At 72.0% G+C, this 14,178-nt stretch carries 16 protein-coding genes; 8 read left to right on the forward strand and 8 right to left on the reverse strand.

The window, feature by feature from the left end; genetic code table 11:
• The first annotated feature begins 93 nt into the window (after window positions 1–93).
• Window positions 94–807 carry a dienelactone hydrolase family protein gene (locus AC0NZQ_RS00275; RefSeq protein ID WP_474527602.1) on the forward strand — a complete coding sequence of 238 codons (714 nt, stop codon included), beginning with the start codon at window positions 94–96 and terminating at the stop codon, window positions 805–807.
• A 63-nt stretch (window positions 808–870) separates the two neighbouring features.
• Here AC0NZQ_RS00275 and AC0NZQ_RS00280 read toward each other — a convergent pair whose 3' ends face one another.
• Together AC0NZQ_RS00280 and lysS are read right to left on the reverse strand one after the other, a co-directional pair.
• Window positions 871–1,218 carry a histone-like nucleoid-structuring protein Lsr2 gene (locus tag AC0NZQ_RS00280; protein WP_474527603.1) on the reverse strand — a complete coding sequence of 116 codons (348 nt, stop codon included), beginning with the start codon at window positions 1,216–1,218 and terminating at the stop codon, window positions 871–873.
• Window positions 1,219–1,347: 129 nt separating this feature from the next.
• Window positions 1,348–2,865: a lysine--tRNA ligase gene (gene lysS, locus AC0NZQ_RS00285; protein ID WP_474527604.1), complete on the reverse strand. Its 1,518-nt coding sequence runs from the start codon at window positions 2,863–2,865 to the stop codon at window positions 1,348–1,350.
• Between the two features lie 121 nt (window positions 2,866–2,986).
• Here lysS and AC0NZQ_RS00290 point away from each other — a divergent pair, with 121 nt between their 5' ends.
• The 4 genes from AC0NZQ_RS00290 to AC0NZQ_RS00305 are packed head-to-tail and all read left to right on the forward strand — an operon-like array spanning window position 2,987 to window position 6,494.
• A complete protein-coding gene (locus AC0NZQ_RS00290) occupies window positions 2,987–3,949 on the forward strand; it encodes an ABC transporter ATP-binding protein (RefSeq protein WP_474527605.1) in 963 nt (320 codons plus the stop codon).
• Entirely contained in the window at window positions 3,946–4,722 is a 777-nt protein-coding gene (locus AC0NZQ_RS00295; protein WP_474527606.1) for an ABC transporter permease, read from the forward strand. The genes AC0NZQ_RS00290 and AC0NZQ_RS00295 overlap by 4 nt, the downstream gene beginning before the upstream one ends.
• A 21-nt stretch (window positions 4,723–4,743) precedes the next feature.
• Window positions 4,744–5,892, forward strand: a complete 1,149-nt coding sequence (locus tag AC0NZQ_RS00300) for a sensor histidine kinase (protein WP_474527607.1) — start codon at window positions 4,744–4,746, stop codon at window positions 5,890–5,892.
• Complete coding sequence (locus tag AC0NZQ_RS00305; RefSeq protein ID WP_474527608.1) at window positions 5,889–6,494, forward strand: response regulator transcription factor; 606 nt, start codon at window positions 5,889–5,891, stop codon at window positions 6,492–6,494. Before AC0NZQ_RS00300 ends, AC0NZQ_RS00305 begins: the two co-directional genes overlap by 4 nt.
• Before the next feature lie 5 nt (window positions 6,495–6,499).
• Here the strand turns inward: AC0NZQ_RS00305 and AC0NZQ_RS00310 are convergent, their stop codons facing one another.
• Genes AC0NZQ_RS00310 through AC0NZQ_RS00335 form a run of 6 tightly spaced genes read right to left on the reverse strand, consistent with a single transcriptional unit; the run spans window position 6,500 to window position 12,441 of the window.
• Window positions 6,500–7,426, reverse strand: coding sequence for an LLM class F420-dependent oxidoreductase (locus tag AC0NZQ_RS00310; protein WP_474527609.1), 927 nt, complete (start codon window positions 7,424–7,426; stop codon window positions 6,500–6,502).
• The gene (locus AC0NZQ_RS00315; RefSeq protein ID WP_474527610.1) at window positions 7,426–8,190 is read right to left on the reverse strand and encodes a type III pantothenate kinase; all 765 of its coding nucleotides are present in this window, start codon (window positions 8,188–8,190) and stop codon (window positions 7,426–7,428) included. The genes AC0NZQ_RS00310 and AC0NZQ_RS00315 overlap by 1 nt, the downstream gene beginning before the upstream one ends.
• Window positions 8,191–8,211: 21 nt before the next feature.
• On the reverse strand, window positions 8,212–9,069 hold the full coding sequence (nadC, locus tag AC0NZQ_RS00320; protein ID WP_474527611.1) for a carboxylating nicotinate-nucleotide diphosphorylase: 858 nt from the start codon (window positions 9,067–9,069) through the stop codon (window positions 8,212–8,214).
• On the reverse strand, window positions 9,066–10,727 hold the full coding sequence (locus AC0NZQ_RS00325) for an L-aspartate oxidase (protein WP_474529370.1): 1,662 nt from the start codon (window positions 10,725–10,727) through the stop codon (window positions 9,066–9,068). The genes nadC and AC0NZQ_RS00325 overlap by 4 nt, the downstream gene beginning before the upstream one ends.
• A 5-nt stretch (window positions 10,728–10,732) precedes the next feature.
• Window positions 10,733–11,551 (reverse strand): pantoate--beta-alanine ligase, encoded by an 819-nt coding sequence (panC, locus tag AC0NZQ_RS00330; RefSeq protein WP_474527612.1) that lies wholly within the window; start codon window positions 11,549–11,551, stop codon window positions 10,733–10,735.
• A gap of 5 nt (window positions 11,552–11,556) precedes the next feature.
• Window positions 11,557–12,441, reverse strand: a complete 885-nt coding sequence (locus AC0NZQ_RS00335) for a Rossmann-like and DUF2520 domain-containing protein (RefSeq protein WP_474527613.1) — start codon at window positions 12,439–12,441, stop codon at window positions 11,557–11,559.
• 50 nt (window positions 12,442–12,491) lie between these two features.
• Here AC0NZQ_RS00335 and AC0NZQ_RS00340 point away from each other — a divergent pair, with 50 nt between their 5' ends.
• The 3 genes from AC0NZQ_RS00340 (at window position 12,492) to AC0NZQ_RS00350 (ending at window position 14,116) form a co-directional block, all read left to right on the forward strand.
• Window positions 12,492–12,821: a hypothetical protein gene (locus AC0NZQ_RS00340; protein WP_474527614.1), complete on the forward strand. Its 330-nt coding sequence runs from the start codon at window positions 12,492–12,494 to the stop codon at window positions 12,819–12,821.
• A gap of 6 nt (window positions 12,822–12,827) precedes the next feature.
• Window positions 12,828–13,586 carry an SDR family oxidoreductase gene (locus tag AC0NZQ_RS00345; RefSeq protein WP_474527615.1) on the forward strand — a complete coding sequence of 253 codons (759 nt, stop codon included), beginning with the start codon at window positions 12,828–12,830 and terminating at the stop codon, window positions 13,584–13,586.
• Window positions 13,587–13,705: 119 nt separating this feature from the next.
• On the forward strand, window positions 13,706–14,116 hold the full coding sequence (locus tag AC0NZQ_RS00350) for a mechanosensitive ion channel domain-containing protein (RefSeq protein ID WP_474527616.1): 411 nt from the start codon (window positions 13,706–13,708) through the stop codon (window positions 14,114–14,116).
• The last annotated feature ends 62 nt before the right edge of the window (window positions 14,117–14,178 follow it).

Raw genomic sequence — 14,178 nt, forward strand, 5'->3', positions numbered from 1 at the left:
CAGGCGCGGCACGATTAAGCCGCCCGCGAACACGGCGCGGACGAGCAATGGAGCGCGGGTCGGTCCCGCGCCGGACGGATTGGACGTGGCGTGATGCCCGATATCTCCCTCGGCCCGGTGGACGGCGGCTCCCGCACCCTCGGCGGGTACCTCGCCGTGCCTGCCGGTGACGGACCCTGGCCCGGCGTCGTCTCGCTGCACGAGGCGCTGGGGCTGGACGACATCCAGCGTCGCCAGGCCGACCGGCTCGCGGCAGCGGGCTACCTGACCCTGGCACCGAACCTTTTCAGCGACGGTGGCGTCCGTCGCTGCCTGCTGAGCACGTTCCGAGCCCTCTTCGCGGGCCGGGGAAAGCCCTTCGCCGACATCGAGGCAGCGCGGCAGCAGCTGCTCGCCGACGACCGCTGCACCGGCAAGGTGGGCGTCATCGGCTTCTGCATGGGTGGCGGCTTCGCCCTCGTCACGGCTGGTAGCGGCTTCGACGCGGCTGCCCCGAACTACGGCGCCGTGCCGCGGCACGCGGCGCAGGTGCTCGCCGGCGCCTGTCCCGTCGTGGGCAGCTACGGCGGCAAGGACCTCAGCCTGCGCGGCGCCGCCGCCAAGCTGGAGCGCGTGCTCACCGACCTGGACGTCCCGCACGACGTGAAGGAGTACCCGACGGCGGGGCACTCGTTCCTCAACGACCGGCCCTTCGGACCGGCCGTCACCCACCCGCTGCAGCGCATCGCCCACCTCGGCCCGGACCCGGAGGCCGCCGCCGACGCCTGGCGCCGCATCGAGACGTTCTTCGCCGAACACCTGGGGTGACGGTGAGACGCGGAAGGGCCCGGTCACGGAGCAGGTGACCGGGCCCTTCGACGACAAGATGCGTCAGTTCTGCGAGTTGTACGCCTCGATGATGTGCGCCGGGATACGGCCCTTCTCACCGACCTTGTAATCGTGCTGGCGAGCCCACTCGCGAATCGCCTGCGTCTGCTCGCGGTCACCGCGAGCCGGACGGCCGCGGCGGGGCGAGGACGACGAAGCGGAGCGCGCGCTGCGCCCCGAGGCACGTCGCGCGTTGGCCACGTACTTGGCGAGCGCGTCGCGGAGTTCGGCGGCGTGCTTGGACGAGAGGTCGATCTCGTAGCTGGAGCCGTCGATTCCGAAGAGCACGGTCTCGTCAGCGGCGCCGTCGTCCAGATCGTCGATCAGCGTCACGACAGTTTTCTGAGCCATTCGTTTTGCCATTTCTGTGCAGGGGCATTGTTACCGACCTGCTGAAGGTAGCGCATCCCGGTTGGTTATGACGAAACCCGGGCCGCGTGGCGTGGCAATGGTGCCGCGGACGACATTGCCCCGGATGAATCAGGTTGGCTTCAGCAAAGGGAAGAGAATGGTTTCCCGGATGCCCTTGCCGGTGAGCACCATGATGAGCCGGTCGACGCCGAGGCCCATGCCACCGGTGGGCGGCATCCCGTATTCCAGTGCCCGCAGGAAGTCTTCGTCCAGCTCCATGGCCTCGGGGTCGCCCTTGGCCGCGGCGAGCGATTGCTCGACGAGGCGGCGTCGCTGTTCGACCGGATCGACGAGCTCGGAATAGGCGGGGGCGACTTCGACGCCGCCGATGATGAGGTCCCACGCCTCGGCCAGTCGCGGATCGTCTCGATGCGGTCGCGCGAGCGGGCGGACCGACACGGGATAGTCGGTGACGAAGGTCGGCTGGACGAGGGTGTGCTCCACCAGCTTCTCGTACAGCTCGAGGACGATCTCGCCGGCTCCCCAGTCGGGCTTGAGGCCCACGTTCACTCGTTCGGCGATGGTTCGTAAATCCGAAACCGAGGTGCCGGCGTCCACCGGCTCCCCCACCGCCTCGGCGACCAGGTCATGGACCGTCTCGCGGCGCCACTGCCCCTGCAGGTCGATCTCGACGCCGTCGGCCGTCACGGGGGTCTCCCGACCCACGGCAGCCGCCGCGTCCAGGATCAGTGCGCGAGTGAGATCGGCCATGGTGTGGTAGTCGCCATAGGCCTGATATGCCTCGAGCATCGTGAATTCGGGCGAATGACTGCTGTCGACACCCTCGTTTCGAAACGTCGGGCCGATCTCGTAGACGCGCTCGATGCCACCCACGATGCACCGCTTGAGGTAGAGCTCGGTGGCAATTCGCAGCGACATGTCCTGGTCGAATGCGTTGAGGTGGGTCTGGAAGGGCCGTGCCGCGGCGCCCCCGTGCACGGCCTGCAGGATCGGCGTCTCCACCTCGGTGAATGCGCGAGCGTCCAGGGTGGCGCGCAGCGAGCGGAGCACCGATGCACGGGTGTGCACCATTGCCCGGGCCTCCGGACGCACGATGAGGTCGACGTAGCGCTGCCGCACCCGCATCTCGTCCGAGAGCGGTTTGTGAGCCACCGGCAGCGGCCGCAACGCCTTCGCGGTGAGGCGGAATTCGTCGGCCATCACCGACAACTCGCCCCGCTTGGACGAGACCACCTCGCCCCGCACGAAGACAAGGTCACCGAGGTCGACGTCGGCCTTCCACGCCGCGAGGGCATCGGCGCCCACCCGATCCAGCGAGAGCATGACCTGCAGTTCGCCGTCGTCCTCACGCAGCATCGCGAAGCAGAGCTTGCCGGTGTTGCGCACGAAGATGACCCGGCCGGTGATGCCGACGAGATCACCGGTCTCCGCACCCGGCTCGAGGTCGGGGTGGTCGGCCCGCACCTTGGCCAGCGACGCCGTCCGCGGCACGCCGACCGGGAACGGCGCCCGCTGCGTGTCGGTCATGAGCCGGTCGTACTTCTCCCGGCGGACCCGGAGCTGTTCGGGGAGATCGTCGACCGTGGAATCGAGGTCGGCTCGGTCGTCACGCGGTGCATCACTCACGACCGGGGAGCCTATCGGCGCGGGCTGAGGAGGCCCCGGGCCCGGCGCTGACGAATGTCACGCCGACTCCGGTGACCGTGACACTGGCCCGACGAGGCGGCGGCCAGCAAAGTCTGCGGACATGACCACACCTGACACCGGTGACACCGCTGCCGCCGGCATCGCGCTCCGGGGCCTGCACAAGACCTTCGCCACCCCCGCCGGTCCGGTGCACGCCGTCCGGGGCATCGACATCGCCATCGCTCCCGGCGAGACGGTGGCCCTGCTCGGACCCAACGGCGCCGGCAAGTCCACGACGATCGACATCCTGCTCGGGCTGGGACAGGCCGACCACGGCACGGTCACCGTCTTCGGCATGACCCCGGAGGGTGCCGTCGCCGCCGGTGCCGTCGGCGCGATGCTGCAGACCGGCGGGCTGCCGGCCTTCACCTCACCCCGCGAGTTGCTCCTGACGGTCGCCTCCTTCTACCCCGACCCGCTGCCGGTCGAGGAGGTCATGCGGATCACCGGCGTCGCCGACTTCGCCGGCCAGCGCACGGACCGGCTCTCCGGCGGTCAGGCACAGCGGGTACGCGCCGCGCTCGCCCTCGTCAGCAATCCCGACCTGCTCGTCCTGGACGAGCCGACCGTCGCGATGGATGTCGAGGGGCGGCACACCTTCTGGCAGGCCGTGCGCTCCTTCGCCCGCGCCGGCAAGACGGTGCTCTTCGCGACGCACTACCTGGAGGAGGCCGACCAGTACGCCGACCGCATCGTGCTGATGCGCCACGGCAGCATCGTCGCCGACGGCCCGGCCAACGAGATCAAGGCCATGGCAGGGCAGCGGACCATCCGCGCCACCATCCCTGGCGCCGACCTCGACGCCCTGGGACGGCTGCCCGGCGTCGGCGCCGTGGACACCCGCGGCGACACCGTCGTGCTCGGCTGTCCCGACTCCGACGCCGCCGTCCGCGCGCTGCTGGCCGCCTATCCCGCTGCCCGCGACCTGGAGATCACCGCCGCCGGCCTGGAGGCCGCCTTCCTCGCCCTCACCGGCGACGAGGCCGCCGCCGCCGACAACTCGACCGAGGAGACCGTCCGTTGAGCACCACCGCCGCCCCGGCACCCCGTCCGCTCACCGCCACCGTGGCCTACACCCGATTCGAGTTCAAGCGGCTGCTGCGCAACCGTCAGAACGTCATCTTCTCGATGGTCTTCCCCCTCGTCATGTACCTGGCCATCGCGGCGCCGCAGGTCGACGACAACATCGCTCCCCGTGGGCTGCCGACCCTCACCTTCGGGCGCTTCTACTTCGCCGGCATGGCGGCCTTCGGCATGCTGGCCGCGGTGATCTCCGGCGGTGCCCGGATCGCGCTGGAACGCCAGGTGGGGTGGAATCGGCAGCTTCGGCTCACCCCGCTGCCGGCGAGCACCTACCTGCGAACGAAGGTGCTGACCTCGTACGCGATCGCCTTCGTGAGCCTGCTGCTGCTCACCGCGGTGGCGCTGGCGGTCGGTGCCACGCTCGACCTGCGTGAGTGGCTGGTGGGGGCGGGGCTGTCGATGATCGCGCTGATCCCGTTCGCGGCCATGGGCACCGCCCTTGGCCACCTCGTCAAGGGTGACTCGATGGGCCCCTTTATCGGCGGCGCGATGTCGCTCTTCTCCCTCGTCGGTGGCGCCTACTTCCCGGTCACCGACGGCATCATCCACACCATCGCGAAGTACATCCCCTCGTTCTGGCTGGTGCAGGCGAACAAGAACGGCATCGGCGGGCAGGCCTGGACACCCCTGGCCTGGACCGTGATCGCGGTCTGGAGCCTCGCCATGGTCGGCCTCGCGATGTGGGCCTATCGACGCGACACCCGGCGTGCCTGAACCCGGCTAGCCTGACCACCGATGAAGGACGCACGGAGCGACGCCAGCGCGAAGGACGAGGCCGAGCACATCGCGGGGATGTGGGACCACGGCTGGCGCCGCTACGTCTTCCCGTCCCTGTGGCTGGTCTACCTCAGCCAGATCATCACCACGATCAACCGCTACCACTCGGGCGTGACCGCGATCGTGGGCTACGGGATCGTCGTCGGCTTCGGGGTGAACTACCTCGTCGCACTGGTGGCCGGGGTGCAGCGCCACCATCGGCGGTTCTGGCGTTGCTACACCCTCGGGGTCGCGCTGACCCTCGCCTGCCTCTACTTCGCCCACCAGGACGCGCTCGGCTTCCTCGTCTACCTCGCCGTCCTCACCATGGCCACGCAGCGGCCCGCGGCTCTCCCCGTCGTCCTCGGCTACGCCGCGGTGGCGACGTTCCTGCCGCCGCTGGTCCCGGCCTGGCACCGCGGGGTCAACTGGAGTCTGGGCTTCACGCTGCTGCTCGTCGCGGTCGCCATGCTCGGCTTCTTCAAGATCGTCCGGGCCAACGTGGAGCTCGCCGCCGCCCGCGCCGAGGTGGCCCGGCTGGCCGCCGAGAACGAGCGCACCCGGATCGCCCGCGACCTGCACGACCTGCTCGGACACTCGCTCACCACCATCACGGTCAAGGCCGGCCTCGCTCGCAAACTCGCCGAGCGTGGCGAGGACGACCGCGCGCGGGCGGAGATCGCCGAGGTGGAGCAGCTGTCCAGACGCACCCTCGGCGACGTCCGCGCCGCGGTGTCGGCGCACCGCGACACCACGCTCGCCGGGGAGCTGGCCACCGCCCGCGAAGTGCTGCGCGCGGCGGGCATCGACGGCCAGCTGCCCCCCACCGTGGCCGAGGTGGACGCGGATGTCGAGGAGCTCTTCAGCTGGGTGGTGCGCGAAGGGATCACCAACGCGGTGCGGCACTCGGGAGCGGCGCACCTGCGGATCGGCCTGGGGCGGCGCAGCCTGGAGATCAGCGACGACGGCCGCGGCGGCACCGGCATCAAGGGCAACGGCCTCACCGGCCTCACCGAACGCGTCGAGGCCCGCGGTGGGCGGCTCACGGTACGGGCCGGCGGCGGCGGTTTCACGCTCCGCGTCGAGGTGCCCGAACCGGTCGTCCCGAGCCCGGTGGTGACCTCGTGATCAAGCTCTTGCTCGCCGACGACCAGCATCTCGTCCGGACGGCGCTGGCCGCCCTGCTCGATCTCGAGGACGACTTCGAGGTCGTCGCCCAGGTGGCTCGCGGTGACGAGGTCGTGCCGGCGGCGCGGGACAGCCGACCGGACGTGGCGCTGCTCGACATCGAGATGCCCGGCATGGACGGCCTCGCCGCCGCGGGGGCGCTGCACGAGCAGCTGCCGCAGTGCCGGGTCATCATCCTCACCGCCTTCGGCCGACCCGGTTACCTGCGGCGCGGGATGGAGGCCGGAGCCGCGGGCTTCGTCGTCAAGGACGCCCCCGCCGAGCAGCTCGCCGACGCCGTCCGACGGGTCGCGCGAGGCGAGCGGGTCGTCGACCCGGCGCTGGCCGCCGCGACGCTCGCCGGCGGCGTCTCGCCGCTCACGGCGCGGGAGCGCGACGTCCTCGTCGCTGCCCGCGACGGGGCCACCGTCGCCGATGTCGCGAAGAAGCTGTTCCTCTCCGAGGGGACGGTCCGCAACTACCTCTCCGCCGCCATCGCCAAGACCGGCGTCCGGAACCGCACCGAGGCCATCCTCGTCGCCGACGCGCGGGGCTGGCTGTAGGGCTCCTAGTCCGCCAGCTGACGCATGACCTCGACGGCGAGGTCCAGGTGCTCGTCGTCGCCCAGGCTCATGTGCTGCAGGTACATCCGGGCCGCGCCCGCGTCACGGAACGCGGCGAGCTTGGCCACGACCTCGTCGACGCTGCCGCAGGCCGCGCTGTTGCGGCGCAGCTCCTCGGGGTCCCGGCCGGCATCGGCGGCGCGGCGGGCGATCTCGGCGTCGGAGGTGCCGAGGCAGAGCGTCTGCGCGGCGGTGTAGCTGAGCTCCCGACCGGTCTCGGTGGCCGCGGCGCGGACCCGGTCCCAGACCGCCGTGGTGTCGGCCAGCGAGGAGAACGGGACGTTGTACTCGTCGGCGAAGCGGGCGGCGAGGGCGGCGCCGCGCTTCTTGCCGGCACCGCCGAGGATGAACGGCGGCCGTGGCGACTGGGCGGGCTTCGGGAGCGCCGGTGAGTCGCTGAGCGTGTAGTGCTCGCCGGCGAAGGAGTACGTCTCACCCGCGGGGGCGCGGAGCAGGCCGTCCACGATCTCGACCTGCTCGGCGAAGCGGGCGAAACGCTCCGGCGTCTCGGGATAGGGGATGCCGTAGGCCTCGTGCTCGGCGGTGAACCAGCCGACGCCGAGGCCGAGCTCGACGCGGCCGCCGCTCATGGCGTCGACGTTCGCCACGCTGATCGCCAACGGCCCCGGCAGCCGGAACGTCGCCGGCGAGACGAGGGTTCCGAGCCGGATCCCCGTCGTCTCCCGAGCCAGACCGGCCAGCGTGATCCAGGCGTCGGAGGGGCCCGGCAGCCCGTCGATGGGGCCCATCGCGAGGTAGTGGTCGGAGCGGAAGAAACCGGCAAAGCCGCGGTCGGCGGTCGCGCGGGCGACGCGGAGCAGGTCGTCGTAGGTCGCGCCCTGCTGCGGCTCGGTGAAGACGTGGAACTCCATCAGGCGTTCCTCTCCCAGATCAGGCGCAACCCGATGAGGGTCAGCGCGGGTTCGTAACGGGTCACGGTCTCGCTGTGGTCGATGACGAGGCTGGCCAGGCCGCCCGTCGCGATGACCGCGACCGAGCCGGGGTCGTCCGGGACCAGGGCGCTGGACAGTCGCCGCACCATGCCGTCGACCTGGCCGGCGAAGCCGTAAAGGATGCCCGACTGCAGCGACTCGACGGTGTTCTTGCCGATCGGGCTGCGCGGCGCGACGAGCTCCACCTTGCGCAGCTGCGCCGCGCGGGCGGCGAGGGCGTCGAGCGAGATCTCGATGCCCGGTGCCAGCGCACCGCCGAGGAAGTCGCCGCGCGGGCTGACGACGTCGAAGTTCGTGGACGTGCCGAAGTCGACGACGATGCAGGCGCCCTCGGTGAGGTGGTACGCGGCCGCGGTGTTGCAGATGCGGTCGGTGCCGACCTCCTTCGGGTTGTCGGTGAGGATGCTGACCCCGGTCCGGACGCCCGGCTCGACGAGCACGGTGGGGACGCCGGCGTAGTAGCGCGCCAGCATCGAGCGCAGCTCCCGCATGACGGCCGGGACGGTGGAGCAGGCGGCGATACCGGTGACCGGATGATCGGTGACCAGGCCGCGGAAGGCGAGGGCGAGCTCGTCGGCGGTGGTCCGCGCGTCGGACTTGATGCGCCAGGACTCGCGCATCTCGTCACCCTCGAAGACGCCCATGACGGTGTTGGTGTTGCCGACGTCGATGGCGAGCAGCATGGCGTGGCTTCTCCTCCCGGCCTAGAGGTCCAGGCCGATGTCGAGGACGGGCGCCGAGTGGGTCAGCGCGCCGACCGCGAGGTAGTCGACGCCGGTCGCGGCGACCTCGTGGGCATTGTCGAGCGACAGCCGACCCGACGCCTCAAGCTTTGCGCGTCCCCGCGCAAACTCAACGACCTGCCGCATCAGGTCGACGGTCATGTTGTCGAGCAGGACCAGATCGGCGCCGGCGTCGATCACCTCGCGCGCTTGCTCGACGGTGTCGACCTCGATCTCGAGCGGCAGCCCGGGATAGCGCCCCCGGACGGCCTCGAAGGCGGCCACGACACCACCGGCGGCCACGACGTGGTTGTCCTTCACCAGTGCCGCGTCCGACAGCGACATCCGGTGGTTCACCCCGCCGCCGCAGCGCACCGCGTACTTCTCCAGCACGCGCAGTCCGGGCATGGTCTTGCGCGTGTCGCGCACCGCGGCCCCGGTGCCGGCGACCGCGTCGACCCAGCGGCGGGTCAGCGTGGCCACGCCGGAGAGATGTCCGATGAGGTTCAGCGCGGTGCGTTCGGCGGTGAGCAGGTCACGCAGCGGTCCGGAGACGGTGGCGAGCACCGTGCCGGGCGCGATGCGGGCACCATCCTCGACCGCGGCGGAGAACCGCAGCCGTCCCTGACCGACGGTGGCGAAGACGTGCTCGGCCACGGGCAGCCCGGCGACGACGCCCTCCTGCCGCGAGACGAGCGCGGCGGTCGCCGTCGCATCGACCGGGACGGTGGCGGCGGTGGTGACGTCGCCGGCCTCGGCAAGGTCCTCGGCCAGGGCACGGCGGACGATGTCGGCCACCACCGCCACGGGGACGCCGGGGGCGACGACGGGCTCGGTCACGGGGCTCCTCGACTGGGGACGGCGACCCGGGCGGGTCGGTACTCGGTGCGAAGCCTGCCATCGGCGTCCAGCACGGTGTCCAGATGCCCCTGCCAGCGCTCGTCGTCGCGGTCGGGGCAGTCGTCGCGCCAGTGGGTGCCGCGGGTCTCCCGTCGCATTGTTGCGGCCTGGACCAGCGCCGCGGCGACGGTCACGAGATTGGTGGTCTCCCACGCGTCGGTGCCCGGCGTGCCGCCGTCGCGCGCGACGATGCCGGCGACCCCGTCGGCCGCCGCGCGCAGCCCCGCCTCGTCACGCAGCACACCCACCTGACCGGACATGAGGTGCTGCAGCTCGGGTCGGGCATCGGCGCTCACCAGCGAACCCACGGCGCCCGTCGCAGCGTCGACTGCGCCGTCGGCCCCCGGCTCGGCGAGTCGCGCGATGATGGTGTCGGCGATGCGGTGCCCGAAGACGAGACCCTCCAGCAGCGAGTTCGAAGCGAGCCGGTTCGCGCCGTGCACGCCGGTGCAGGCGCTCTCGCCGCAGACGAAGAGATTGCGCAGCGACGACTCGCCGGTGAGATCCACGCGCACGCCGCCGCTGGCGTAGTGGCAGGCGGGGACGACGGGGACGAGCTCGGTGACCGGGTCGATCCCCCGCGCCAGCAGCGTGGCGAGGATGGTCGGGAACCGCACCCGCCACTTCTCGACGCCGAAGTGACGCGCGTCCAGCCAGACGTGCTCGACGCCTTTGTCGCGCATCGTGCGCAAAATCGCCTTGGCCACGACGTCCCGGGGCGCGAGGTCACCGAGCTCGTGGACGCCGGCCATGATCCGCTGCCCGTCGTCGTCGACGAGGAAGGCCCCCTCGCCCCGGACTGCCTCGCTGACGAGCGGCTGCTGGCCCCGCGAGCGCGGACCGAGGTAGGTCACGGTGGGGTGGAACTGCACGAACTCCAGGTCCCGCACGACCGCTCCTGCCCGCAGCGCCGCCGCGACGCCGTCCCCGGTCGAGACGCTCGGATTGGTGGTCGAGGCGTAGACCTGCCCGATACCGCCGGTCGCCAGCACGACGGCCCTGGCCCGGACCGCACCGACGCCGTCGCGCTGACCTTCGCCCATCACGTGCAGGGTCAGGCCGGTGACGCCGTCGGGACCGGTGATGAGGTCCAGCAGCAGGGCGTGCTCGATCACCTCCACGCCGGAGGCGTCGAGCAGCCGGGTCACCAGCGCCCGCTCGATCTCCTCGCCGGTGGCATCTCCACCGGCGTGGGCGATGCGGTCGCGGTGATGCCCGCCCTCACGGGTCAGCGAGAGCCGACCGTCGGCGCCACGGTCGAAGCGCGCCCCCATCTGGGCGAGCTCGCGGACCGCCGCAGCGCCCTCGCGCACCAGCACCCGGACGGCGGCCTCGTCGCAGACTCCCGCCCCGGCGACGATGGTGTCGGCGAAGTGGTCGTCCGGGGAGTCACCGGCGCCGAGTGCCGCGGCGATGCCGCCTTGCGCCCACCGGGTCGAGCCCGCAGCCAGCACGTCCTTGGTGACGAGCAACACCCGCAGTGACGACTGCCGGCTCAGGTGCAGCGCCACGGTGAGGCCGGCGATACCGGAGCCGACGATGACGACATCGGCCTCCACCGTCCAGCCGGGTGAGGGGGCGGCGAGCCGGCGTGGCAGCGGCGTCACAGCTGCACGCCGACGTTGTCGATCAGCCGAGTGCTCCCGACCCGGGCGGCGACGAGCAGCCGCGCCGCGCCGTGCTCGGGGATCTCGCCCAGATCGGCAGCACGAAGCTCCAGGTAGTCGACCTGCAAACCGGGTTCGCGGGCCAGCTCGGCGGTGGCGCTGGTGATGACGGCGATCGCCCCGTCCCGGGAGGCCGCCTGGCCGGCACGCAGCGCACGGGACAGCGCGAGCGCGTGCTGCCGCTCCTCGGCCGAGAGGTAGACGTTGCGGCTGGAGAGTGCCAGCCCGTCGTCGTCGCGGACCGTCGGCACGCCGACGATGGCCGAGCCGATGTCCAGGTCGTCGGCGAGCTGCCGCACCAGCGCGAGCTGCTGGTAGTCCTTCTCGCCGAAATAGGCCCGCCCCGGCCGGACCAGGTTGAGGAACTTGGCCACGACGGTGAGCACCCCGCTGAAGTGACCCGCCCGCACCGCGCCCTCGAGGATGTCGCCGAGCGGGCCCGGCTCGACGCGCACCCTGGTGACGCCACCGTGCGGGTAGACGTCCTCGACGCCGGGCGCCCAGACGAGGTCCACCCCGGCCTCCCGGCAGATCTCCAGATCGGCATCGAGGGTGCGCGGATACCGGCCGAGGTCCTCGGTCGGCCCGAACTGGATCGGGTTGACGAAGTTCGTGGTGATCACCGAGGCGCACTCGGCGCGGGCGGCGTCGAGCAGGGCGCGGTGCCCCGCGTGCAGCGCGCCCATCGTCGGCACCAGGCCGACGGGGCCGCCGAGGTCGGCACGGGCGGCGAAGAACTCCGACCGGCTGCGCACGAGTTTCACGGTCGGGCCTCCAGTGCCTCGCCGAGCGCGGCCTGCTGCCGCGCGTCGATACGGCCGGAGCGACGCGCCCGCTCGGCGGTGCGCCTGGCCAGGGCGACGTACGCCTCGACCGTCTCCGGCGCCGCGTCGCGCAGGGTCGCCACGTGTCGGCGGACCGTCTCGGCGTCACCGCGCGACACCGGTCCGGTGAGCGCGGCGTCCCCCAGGCGCAGCACGTTGTCCAGCGATGCGCTGAGCAGCGGCGCCACCAGCCGGGTGGGCTCGCCGACGCCGGCCTCGTCCAGCACCGACACCGCGTCGTTGACGAGGGTGACGAGATGGTTCGAGGCCATGGCGAGCGCAGCGTGATAGAGCGCCCTGGCGGCCTCGGGAACCCACACCGGCTCACCGCCCATCTCCAGCACCAGCGACTCGGCGACGGGGCGCAGCTCCTCGAGCGAGGTGACGCCGAACGGCGCGCCGTCCAGGCGGTCGAGATCCTCCGGTCGGCCGGTGAAGGTCATCACCGGGTGCAGCGCGAGGGCCAGCGCCCCGCGGGCCGCCGCCGGGTCCAGCACGTCGATCCCCCGGGCCCCCGAGGTGTGGGCCACCAGCTGGCCCGGACGCCAGACGTCGGCGTCGGCCAACCCCGACACCAGACCGCGCAGCACGTCGTCGGGAACGGCCAAGAGCACCAGGTCGGCGGCGGCGACCGTCTCGTCGACCGGCAGGACCGGGGTCAGCGGCAGCAGCCGCTCGGCACGCTGCCGGGACCGCTCGGAGATGCCGGCGGCGGCGACGACCTCGTGGCCGGCGCGGGCCAGGGCGGCACCGAGCGTGCCGCCGACACGGCCGACGCCGACGACGCCGACGCGCAGTCGCGCCGGTCGCGAGTGATCCACGGGGACCGAGCGTAGTGCGCCGCCGATCGGCACGAGTAGGTTCGGTCCCCGTGGATGACCTGCAACAGATCGTCGCCCGCAGCGCCGACGCGGCCGACCTGCACGCCACCGTCCCCACCCTGCTGCTCGAGCTGCAGACGATGCTGGGCTCGCTCGCCGCGACCGTCACCGCGGGCTCGGACCGCGGCCGGCGGCCGTACCGGCCGGGCGAGGACCTCACCACCCGGCTCGGCGAGCTCGCCTACGGGGTGTACCTGCTCGCCGACCAGACCGGCGCCGACGTGGCGCAGGCCGTCACCGCCACCGCCGCGCGGCTGACGCAGCAGGCCGAGCAGCTGCGGGCACGCTCCGACGCCGACGACTGGCCGCTGCCCGAATGACCGGCGATGGCTGAGTTCCGGCGCCGGGTCCTGATCACCGGTGCGAGCGCCGGCCTGGGCGCCGAGATGGCTCGACAGCTGGCCGCGGCGGGCCACGACCTGGCGCTCTGCGCCCGCCGGCTCGACCGGCTGGAGTCACTGCGCGACGAGATCGTCACGGCCCACCCCGAGCGGCGGGTCGAGGTCCGTGCCCTCGATGTCGACGACCACGACGCCGTCTTCGGCGTCTTCGACGACCTCGCCACCGCCCTCGACGGCCTGGACCGGGTCGTGGTCAACGCCGGCCTGGGCAAGGGCGCTCCGGTGGGGACCGGCCGGTTCGACGTGAACAAGCAGACGCTGACGACCAACCTGCTCTCGGCCCTGGCGCAGTGCGAGGCCGCCATGCAGCTGTTCCGCGCTGCGGGCGCCGGGCACCTGGTGGTCGTCTCGTCCATGTCGGCCATGCGCGGGATGCCGCGCTCGATGACGGCCTATGCGGCCTCGAAGGCAGGCGTGGCGTCACTGGCCGAGGGGTTGCGGGCCGAGACCTTGGGCACGGGCATTCGCGTCACCACGCTCTTTCCCGGCTACATCGAGTCGGAGATGAACGATCGCGTCGCGCAGCGGACACCACTGATGGCGACGACCGAGGCGGGGGTCCGGGCGATGCTGCGCGCCGTCGAGCGCGAGGTGCCGAGCGCGGAGGTCCCGCGGTGGCCGTGGCGGCCGCTCGGGATGGTGCTGCGGCACGCGCCGCTGCGGGTTGTCCGCCGCTTCGCCTGAGGGCGCAATGACCCGCTTCGTCCCCCGCGGGTGATGATCGACACTGAGATCGCTGACATCCGGGTGAAGATTCCGCCCTGCGTCCGGGAATCCCTTGCTAGACAAGGGATGTGGGGCTCATGACCAGCATGCGCGAGGATGCTCGCCGCGCCCTCGGGGCGCACCGCGAGCGCGCGTCGGCGACCCCCGCCCCGGTCGCCGCCCCGCTGCTCACCACGGCATGGCTGATGGTGGTCGGCGCGGGTGTTCTCCTGCTCTGCGGGTTCGGGCTCCTGCCGGCATTCGGGGCGGCGGTCGTCATCGGCCTGCTCGGGGCGATCGCCTCCTACCGCACCACCCTCAGCCTGATCGCCGGCCTGACGCTCTTCCTCGTCCGGCCGTACCGCCCCGGCGAGCGGATCCGGCTCGATGTCGCCGAGCACGGCGGTGTCGTCGAGGCGGAGATCGTCCGCATCGGGCTCTGGAACACCACGCTCTGCACTCCGACCGGGCTGCTTGTCGTCGCCAACGCCCGCCTGCTCCAGCGCTGAGAGCCCTCGCCATCGGAACGAGCCAATGATTGCCCAAGAATCAAGCAAGCGTGCTTGATTCT

It is taken from the genome of Jatrophihabitans sp. sgz311053, assembly GCF_056135305.1.

Coding starts and splice junctions, on each gene's coding strand:
- AC0NZQ_RS00345 (WP_474527615.1), top strand. CDS start 12,828: ATGGCTGAGTTCCGGCGCCGGGTCCTGATCACCGGTGCGAGCGCCGGC.
- AC0NZQ_RS00290 (WP_474527605.1), top strand. CDS start 2,987: ATGACCACACCTGACACCGGTGACACCGCTGCCGCCGGCATCGCGCTC.
- AC0NZQ_RS00350 (WP_474527616.1), top strand. CDS start 13,706: ATGACCAGCATGCGCGAGGATGCTCGCCGCGCCCTCGGGGCGCACCGC.
- AC0NZQ_RS00315 (WP_474527610.1), bottom strand. CDS start 8,190: ATGCTGCTCGCCATCGACGTCGGCAACACCAACACCGTCATGGGCGTC.
- AC0NZQ_RS00275 (WP_474527602.1), top strand. CDS start 94: ATGCCCGATATCTCCCTCGGCCCGGTGGACGGCGGCTCCCGCACCCTC.
- AC0NZQ_RS00300 (WP_474527607.1), top strand. CDS start 4,744: ATGAAGGACGCACGGAGCGACGCCAGCGCGAAGGACGAGGCCGAGCAC.
- AC0NZQ_RS00280 (WP_474527603.1), bottom strand. CDS start 1,218: ATGGCTCAGAAAACTGTCGTGACGCTGATCGACGATCTGGACGACGGC.
- AC0NZQ_RS00310 (WP_474527609.1), bottom strand. CDS start 7,426: ATGGAGTTCCACGTCTTCACCGAGCCGCAGCAGGGCGCGACCTACGAC.